Annotated in this window: 6 protein-coding genes and 1 pseudogene; 2 read left to right on the top strand and 5 right to left on the bottom strand. The window is 66.0% G+C overall.

Annotation, left to right across the window (positions count from 1 at the left end):
* Nucleotides 1-95: 95 nt before the first annotated feature.
* Nucleotides 96-382: pseudogene (locus tag AB0J69_RS07375) on the top strand (integrase core domain-containing protein); the annotation flags it as partial.
* A gap of 150 nt (nucleotides 383-532) precedes the next feature.
* Here the strand turns inward: AB0J69_RS07375 and AB0J69_RS07370 are convergent.
* The 3 genes from AB0J69_RS07370 to AB0J69_RS07360 all read right to left on the bottom strand — a co-directional run bounded on the left by AB0J69_RS07370 (nucleotide 533) and on the right by AB0J69_RS07360 (nucleotide 4,204).
* On the bottom strand, nucleotides 533-1,744 hold the full coding sequence (locus AB0J69_RS07370) for a cytochrome P450 (protein WP_364113869.1): 1,212 nt from the start codon (nucleotides 1,742-1,744) through the stop codon (nucleotides 533-535).
* A 367-nt stretch (nucleotides 1,745-2,111) separates the two neighbouring features.
* Entirely contained in the window at nucleotides 2,112-2,732 is a 621-nt protein-coding gene (locus AB0J69_RS07365; RefSeq protein WP_364113867.1) for a chorismate mutase, read from the bottom strand.
* 98 nt (nucleotides 2,733-2,830) lie between these two features.
* Complete coding sequence (locus AB0J69_RS07360) at nucleotides 2,831-4,204, bottom strand: FAD-binding oxidoreductase (protein WP_364113865.1); 1,374 nt, start codon at nucleotides 4,202-4,204, stop codon at nucleotides 2,831-2,833.
* 1,136 nt (nucleotides 4,205-5,340) lie between these two features.
* On the opposite strand from AB0J69_RS07360, the gene AB0J69_RS07355 reads away from it, so the two are divergent.
* Nucleotides 5,341-5,694 (top strand): PAS domain-containing protein, encoded by a 354-nt coding sequence (locus tag AB0J69_RS07355; protein WP_364113863.1) that lies wholly within the window; start codon nucleotides 5,341-5,343, stop codon nucleotides 5,692-5,694.
* A 70-nt stretch (nucleotides 5,695-5,764) separates the two neighbouring features.
* Here AB0J69_RS07355 and AB0J69_RS07350 read toward each other — a convergent pair whose 3' ends face one another.
* Nucleotides 5,765-6,106, bottom strand: a complete 342-nt coding sequence (locus AB0J69_RS07350) for a hypothetical protein (RefSeq protein WP_364113861.1) — start codon at nucleotides 6,104-6,106, stop codon at nucleotides 5,765-5,767.
* A gap of 65 nt (nucleotides 6,107-6,171) precedes the next feature.
* Entirely contained in the window at nucleotides 6,172-7,017 is an 846-nt protein-coding gene (locus tag AB0J69_RS07345) for an alpha/beta hydrolase (RefSeq protein ID WP_364113859.1), read from the bottom strand.
* Nucleotides 7,018-7,455 lie beyond the last annotated feature (438 nt).

Here is a 7,455-nt window from a genome sequence, read left to right as displayed (position 1 = left end):
CAAGATCCTCGGCTGGCGCACCCCCGCCGAGGTGTTCGACGAGCAGCTACGCTCGATCCAACATGCCGGTGTTGCAACGACAGGTTGAACCCAAGCAATATTGCTCGCGGGAGTTCGAGCGGGCTTGCCGCAGGCTCGGCGTCGCCCGCTCGCGCGGAGCGGTCGGCACCAGCGCCGACAACGCCTGGCCGAGTCGTTCAACGCGACCCTCAAACGCGAAACCCTTCAAGGCGCACGCCGCTGGCCCGACGCCGGCAACGCCCGCCTGGCAGTGTTCCGATGGATCACCCGATACAACACGGTCAGGCGGCACTCCTACCTCGGCCAGCTGAGCCCGATCGACTATGAGAAGACGGCAGATAGCCTGAGGTCCGTCGCCTGAGATCGGTGTCCACACTCAGGGGGAAAGGCCCCACGTCCGGTTCCGGTCGGCGGCCCGGGGAAACGGACTGGTGGCAACACCGACACGGCCCCCGGCCGACCGCACATCGTAATTGGTCCCGTCGATGCACATACGCCACGGCTGCCGGTTTCAGCGCAGCCGTACGGGCAGCGCGGTCAAACCATTCATGATCACTGATGGGATGCGGGTGAGCGATTCTGCCGGCACGTCGAGCTTGAGGCCGGGGAACCGGTCGAACAGCGCCTCAATCGCGATCCGGGCCTCCAGACGGGCAAGTGGTGCGCCGAGGCAGTAGTGGAGACCGTGCCCGAAGGCGGTGTGCGGCGTGCCCCGGCGAGTGATGTCGAGTCGGTCTCCGTGCGGGAAGTGAGCCTCGTCGCGATTTGCCGCCATCAGGGCTACGAGCACCGTCTCACCAGCAGGGATCATCGTTGCGCCGATCTCAATGGGCTCAGCGGTGTGGTACGACAGAGTGCTCTGTACAGGGCTGTCGTAGCGCAGAAGCTCCTCGATCGCGCCCTCGATCCGGTTCGGCTCGGCGCGCAACAGGGCCATCTGGTCTGGGTGGGTTAGCAGGGCCAACACACTGTTGCCGAGCAGGTTAACCATCGTCTCGTGCCCGGCGAGCACGAGCAGGAACACCATCGAGGTCAGCTCATCCTCGCTGAGACGCTCATCACCGTCCCGCGCGGCGATCAGGTCGGAGAGCAGGTCGTCCTGCGGCGCATCCCGCTTTATGTCGATCAGCCCACAGACGAAGGCGTGCATCGCGGTGGCCGCCTCCACGTAGTCCTCGACGCTGTGGGTCCCGGGGGACATGAGCGGCTGTGTCCAGGAGCGGAAGGCGTGCCGCGACTCCTCCGGGATGCCCAGCAGGTCGCAGATAATGCCGATTGGCAGAGGATAGGCGAGTGTGGTCACCAGGTCGACAACCTCGGCACCATCGAGCGCATCCAGCAGCCCTCCGGTCATCGCCTCGATTCTCGGCGCGAGCTTCTCGATCCTCCGGCGGGTGAACACCGACGCCACCAGTTTGCGCAGCCTGGTGTGGCTCGGCGGGTCGCTCGTCAGCATGTTCATGTGGAGGCCGCGGGCGAGGTGCTCGGGCAGGTCAGAGACGCGCGTTGCTCGTTGCCAGCCCAGTTTGACCAGCCGGGGGTCGGACAACAGGGCCCGGGCTTCGGTATGCCCGGTGACCACCCAGGCCGGCTGGCCTATCGGCATCATTACGCGGTGCACAGGGCCCTTTGCATTGAGCTCGGCATAAATCGCGTGCCGTTCTCCGTCGGGAACCGCAGTAAACGGGGCTGTGGTGGTGTCCTCTGACGGGAAGAGGGACATGAACACTCCTAAGTCTCAGCGCAAAATGTTCTCGAGCGTTAGTTTTGACATCGTCACCATAGACATACTGGCCTATATGGCTGTTCCTTTAGTCCTCGCCATTAGCCTGGTGCGCGTCTCGGTTTGCGGGTCTTCATCCAAACCAAAGCCAACCCGCCCCAACACGCGGGATCCCGGACCGACTGCCGCTGGTCCGGGTCAGGTTTCAATAGTTCCCTCGCGCCGCATTGCCGCGACACCGGCGTCCACGCCCGCGTCGTGGCACTGCGAGATGTTGGCATGGACCAGCACGCCGGCGGGCCACTCCGCAGCACGGTGAGCGGCGTACCGAGTCCTGGTCCATGAAGCGCCTGTGATTGAGAGATGCTCAGCGTCGTCCAGCCGGCTCATTGGAGCGGCACACAGAGTGGGTCGCCGCCCTGAGTGCCTGGCGATGGAGCGTGTCCAACCGTTCCAGCACTGCCCCCGACCCAGTGGCCAAGGCCAACTGCGTCGTGCAAGGGATGGGCTTGTCCCGCAATTCCTCGGTGTTCTTGAGCTCTTGAAGCAGGTCCGTGGTCAGCTGGTCGAGCAGCTCGCGGATCTGGCCAAGGTCGGGGCGCGTCGTGGGCGCTTCCTCCGGGTGAGCGGTCCAGTGAGCGAACAATCCCTTCTGCACGACCTTGCTCGCGGTGATCTGGTCCCGGAAGAACGCGACTGCCGCGTCCGGGTTCACCCCGGCAGCGCCGGCCTTTTTCCGGACCTGTTCCAGTACCTGTTCCTCGCGCACAGGGTCCTCGATGGGCGAGCCGGTGCCGAACTTGGACGCCGCTACGTCATCACCCACGCGAATACGCTCGATGACAAGGTCCGTCAGAGGGCCGAGCCTGCCAAGAGGCTTGGTCGTCTTGACTATGCTGCTGACGGATTCGGCGTTCATATGGGCACTCGTGGCCATGGCCTGAGGGGCGGTCAGTACTGTTGCGGCTCCCAACAATCCGGTGATCACGGCGAAGCGCCTCATTCTGTTTCGCAATTCCAATTGTCTGCCTCGGTTTCGTATTTGCAGGGAGTGGGCTGCCTGTTTCAATGGGCCGTTCACCGGGTTCAGGACCTGACCGGCAGCGGGGTCGCGCGGAAGACGTGGTCCGGATCGAAGCGGCGTTTGACTGTGAGCAGCCGCTCAGTGTTCGGGCCGTAGGCGTGTGCGATCTGCGCGACCTCATCCGGCCCGAGCAGGTTGGGGTAGCCGCCCGGCAGCGCATCGGGCTCGAGGGCGTCGGTCAGGTCGCCGGCCCAGGCGCGGTGATCCGCTGAACGGGTGTCGCCAGGTTCCCAGAGAGCGATGATCTCGATCATGAGGTGCGGGTCGCGGTTGCCGAATGCCGTCTCCGTCACGGGTACCCGTGCTGCGGCTCCGTGCAGGCTGTGCACGGATACGGCTGAATGAGGCGAGGTCAAGGTGGAGCCTGCCAGGCTCAGCATGTCACGCACTCCCGAGGTCAGTGACGGTACTGAACGAGGGCGGATCTCGACGTGCCGGCCGAAGGGGAACTGCGCGTCGATGGACGCGAGCATCTCGGGCATGGTGGTGGGGGCGACCTGGGAGACGAGGGGCGTGCCAAGGGTGTCCAGGCGCGCCAGCGCGCGTTCTCCCGCCGCAGCGTCGTCGCCGCTCCAGGTCGGCGAGAGAAACGCTGCGGGCTTGCCGCCTGGGCCGGACAGGACGCCGAACTGCACGGTCAACTCGTCTGCGCTCTCAGCCAGGACATCCGACAGCCCGGCCAGTACGATCCCGGCCTGGTCCCACGGGAACAGCACCATGCCGGACAGCAGCGTCGGCACACGGTGCAGACGCACGCGCATCGAGATGACGACCCCGAAGTTTCCACCACCGCCGCGCAGTGCCCAGAACAGATCCGGCTCCCGTTCGGCGTCGGCAGTGACGACCGAGCCGTCGGCGAGCACCACGTCTGCGGACAACAGGTTGTCCAGGGCGAGTCCGAAGCGGCTACTGAGCGGTCCGTAGCCGCCGCCGAGTGTCAGGCCCGCCATGCCCACGGAACCGGCGGAGCCGGTCACGGCGGTCAGACCGAAGGGCTGGGCGGTGGCGACGAGATCGGCGGCCGTGGCCCCACCGGACACCTCGGCAACCTCCGCCACGGGGTCCACCGTCACCCGGCGCAGGCCAGAAAGATCAATGGTCAGGCCGCCGTCGCTCAGTGACCTTCCGGCCCAGTCGTGGCCGCCGCCGCGCACCGCCAGCGGTACCCCGGATTCCCGCGCGGCCAGCACGGCGGCCCGGACCTCGGCCGGGTCGGCGCACCGGACGATGACGCCGGGGCGGGCGGACACGGCGCCGTTCCAGATGGTTCGGCCGGCGTCGTAGTCCGGCCCGGTGGTGGCCACTCGTCCTGCGCGGATGGTTCGCCGCAGGATGTCGGTCAGACGGCCGAGTTGTTGGTGTGTCGTCGTGGACATGGCACCTCTATCTTGGGGATCTTGACACGCACGAGTGAACGGCAACTCTTCGTCAGCCACTGCCGGCAGGCGTCGTGAAACGGTCCGGCCGAGGCTGCCCGCATAAAGGGCTTTGGCGGGCGGGGCCGTTCTGGGGGTGCGTTTCACCGGGTGCTGCGGGCAGCATCATCACGTGCGTGACCGTGTCGGGACGGCTGATCATCACGGCGTGGGAGGCCTTGACCTGGCGCCGGCGGCGAGCGCCACGGGGATACGGACACGCACGACAAAGTCGCCAAGAGAGAACGTTCGGTCTCGCAATTAGATCGTACTCAAAAGACCCCTGTCAAGACCGAACGTTCTATCTCCCATGCTGCCAATCTGGCGCGCCGACTTCGAAGGCGGCAGCGCCTCCGAGGCGCGAGTGCGGCTCCGGGCTGTGAAGACATCCCGGAAGGCGGAGGTGAAGAGCGGGTCTCGACCGTGGATCATGGACCGCAGCCTGGAAATACGATTACCAAGATCCATCACGAGATTGCGGGCCTGCTGCCCCGGCCACTGCTTCGAGGGCGCCAGGACAAACCTGCAGCCCGCAACCGTGTATGGAGTATTGACGCCCTTCACAGGCGCTGAGATGGTCTCCCCGCAGAACGGGCCGATGGGCCACGGGTGCAGTTTCCCGTACAACATGCCCGGCGGCCGCGAGCCGGCGGCCCTCCCAGCCGTTTCCGACAGCGTCAGCGATCAACCGCACCCGGCGCTGAGCGGACCCCCGGGCCTGGGCGGGGCTGTGGGCGAAATTCTTGCGTCTCCACACGCATCCGCCGTATATTTCACGACAAACATTGGTCAAGGCCAAAGAACTTTCAGGTGGGCGCGGCTACTCCAAAAAATTTGGAAGCGAACTCGTCCCTCACCGGAGATGGGTGATGGCATAAAAGCAGTCGGCAGCGTCTATGGAGGGGCGACCCCAGCGGTTGCCGTTGTCAACAGCGTCGGCACGGTGATTGCCTGGACCCAGGCCGCCGAGGAGCTCACCGGCTACCCCCGCCGCCGACATCCTCGGCCGCCCCATCGGTTCACTCCTCCCGCCCGCCGGCCACGACCGCGACGGCGAACGGCCCGGTGCGCACCTGCCTCGGGCGGGATTGACGGAGGTGCGACGGCGGGACGGCGAGGTGGTCATGGTGCGCGCCGAGGCCGTCCCGCTCACTCTGGGCGACGGCGCCGGGAGCCGGCAGGAATCCTGGCTGGTGTCGGCGATCCCGGCCACCCTCGACCCGTCCACCGACACCGGCGCCCTGCTGGAGTCGCTCATCAGCAGCTTCCCCGTCGCCATGGCCATCTGGGACAAGAACCTGCGCTGCGTCTGGTTCAACGAGGCGGCCGAGCAGCTCAGCGACGGCTACCCGTACTACCGGATCGGCCGCTCCCTGGCCGAGGCCATCGCGGGGATCGACACGGCAGCGCTGCAGGACACGATGCGCGAGGTGCTCGCCGAATCTCCCTAATCGAGCGTCGCTCCAATTACAGAGAGCTACTTGTCGCTTCGCCGTAGTTTCGGGAGAACAGGGCCGTGACCTACGGCAGCGCGCGCACCTCCTCATGTACCACCTGCATGAGGTTCATCGTCGGCGGCACGGGCGCGCCGGGAACGGCTGCGATGGCCGCGCAGGCTGCCTCGATGGCCGCTTGCGGGTAGGTGATGAAGCCCATGTCGCCGTGCGCGATGAAGAAGTCCGGATCTGCGCTGTCGAACACGATCACCCGGACATCGTTGTCGTGGCGCACCCGGGCGACAAAGGCACGCAGTGACGGCCCAACCGTGCCGTCTGCCAGGTTCAGCGGCGGGTTGTCGATGGGGACGGTGGCGACGCCGTCGGAGATGGCGACCCGGATTCCAGCCAGCTCTTCGTATGTCATGATCAGGTTTTGTGTGCAGGCCCGAGCGCCTGAGCAGGGCCTGATAGACGGAGTGGATCATCCGCTCACGCGACGATGGCAGCGGCGAGTTCGCGCGGCCGGGAGGCGAACGGACTGTGATCGCCGGGAAGAGTGCGCACGGTGAACGCGTTGTCGGGGAAGGACTTGTCGGCTTCCGCGATCATTAGAGCCTGCGCCGCCGGTGTCAGAGCCCGGTCCTGCGCGCATCGCAGGAAGGTCCGCGGTATCCGCCCCCAGCGTGGCGCAGTCAGGGTGATTGGAGCCAGGGGGATGGCCAGCGGCAGATCGGGGCTCAGCGCGGAGCGCCAGCGGTCGAAGCGGTCTGCAGGCGTGTCGTGGTAGTAGGTTTCCCTCAGTCCCTCTACGTAGGTGGGGTCTGGTGACAGCGGATTGATGCGGAGGGCGCCGATTGCTTCAAGATCACCGAGGTACGCGTCTTGCCCGGACGCGGTGGCGTTCTCCGGCGAGCCGAAGTAGTCAATGAACCTCGGCCGTCCGGCGGGGATGAACGCGGACAGGTAGACGACTCTGTCGACGAGTTCGGGCGCTCGCTCCGCGGCCAGGGAGGCGGGGCCGCCGCCGGCGCTGTGCGCGACAAGTACAACTGTGTGGTAGTGGCGTACCTGACGCAAGGTGGTCACGACCGCGTCGGCGCAGGCGTCCATCGTCACGCCAGCGATCGGTGACCTCTCGGTCAGCAGACCAGGCTGGCCGGGCAGCAGGTACCCGGACGGCAGTTGCGCGTCGAACCCGTGCCCGGGCAGGTCTACAGCCACGCTGGCCGCACCCAGTTCGGCGATTGCCCGCTGCGTCGGCGCCCACTGCGCTGAGCTGTGCCAGGCTCCGTGTACGAAGACGTAAACGGTGCTGTGCAAAGGAGATTTCGTCATGGCTGCACGGACCTGAGCCGGTCGAGCTTCGAAGCCCTGGTGAACATCACAAGGGCCCAGACGATGGCGAACGCGAACCGGACGAAGTACAGCCGCCTCAGATTAGAGGCCGTCCCGGTGGCATCGGACGGAGCAGCGATGGTGCTCACTTTGATCCTTTAGTAGATGTTGGAAGGCTTGCGCGAGACTGAACGTTCTGCTCGCGCAGCCTGGCAAGAACATCGCCGTCTGTCAAGACAGAACGTTCTATTCACAAAGAGCGTCATAGGATGTACGATACCGAACGTTCTGTCTCATGATGTAGCCTGTGCAGACCGCGTGGCTCGCCAACGGATCAGGACACTGATCGGGGGTGGACGAGGAGGGGGCGTAGACCTCCAGGGGATCCGGCGACTCGTCCCCCGTGCCCGGCCTGGGTGCGCGATCCTGTCTTTGCCG

The organism is Nonomuraea sp. NPDC049709, from assembly GCF_040674815.1.
In the GTDB taxonomy this organism is placed as follows: Bacteria; Actinomycetota; Actinomycetes; order Streptosporangiales; family Streptosporangiaceae; genus Nonomuraea.
Note: the sequence above shows the minus strand (reverse complement) of the source record. Positions and strands in the feature narration are given on the sequence as shown.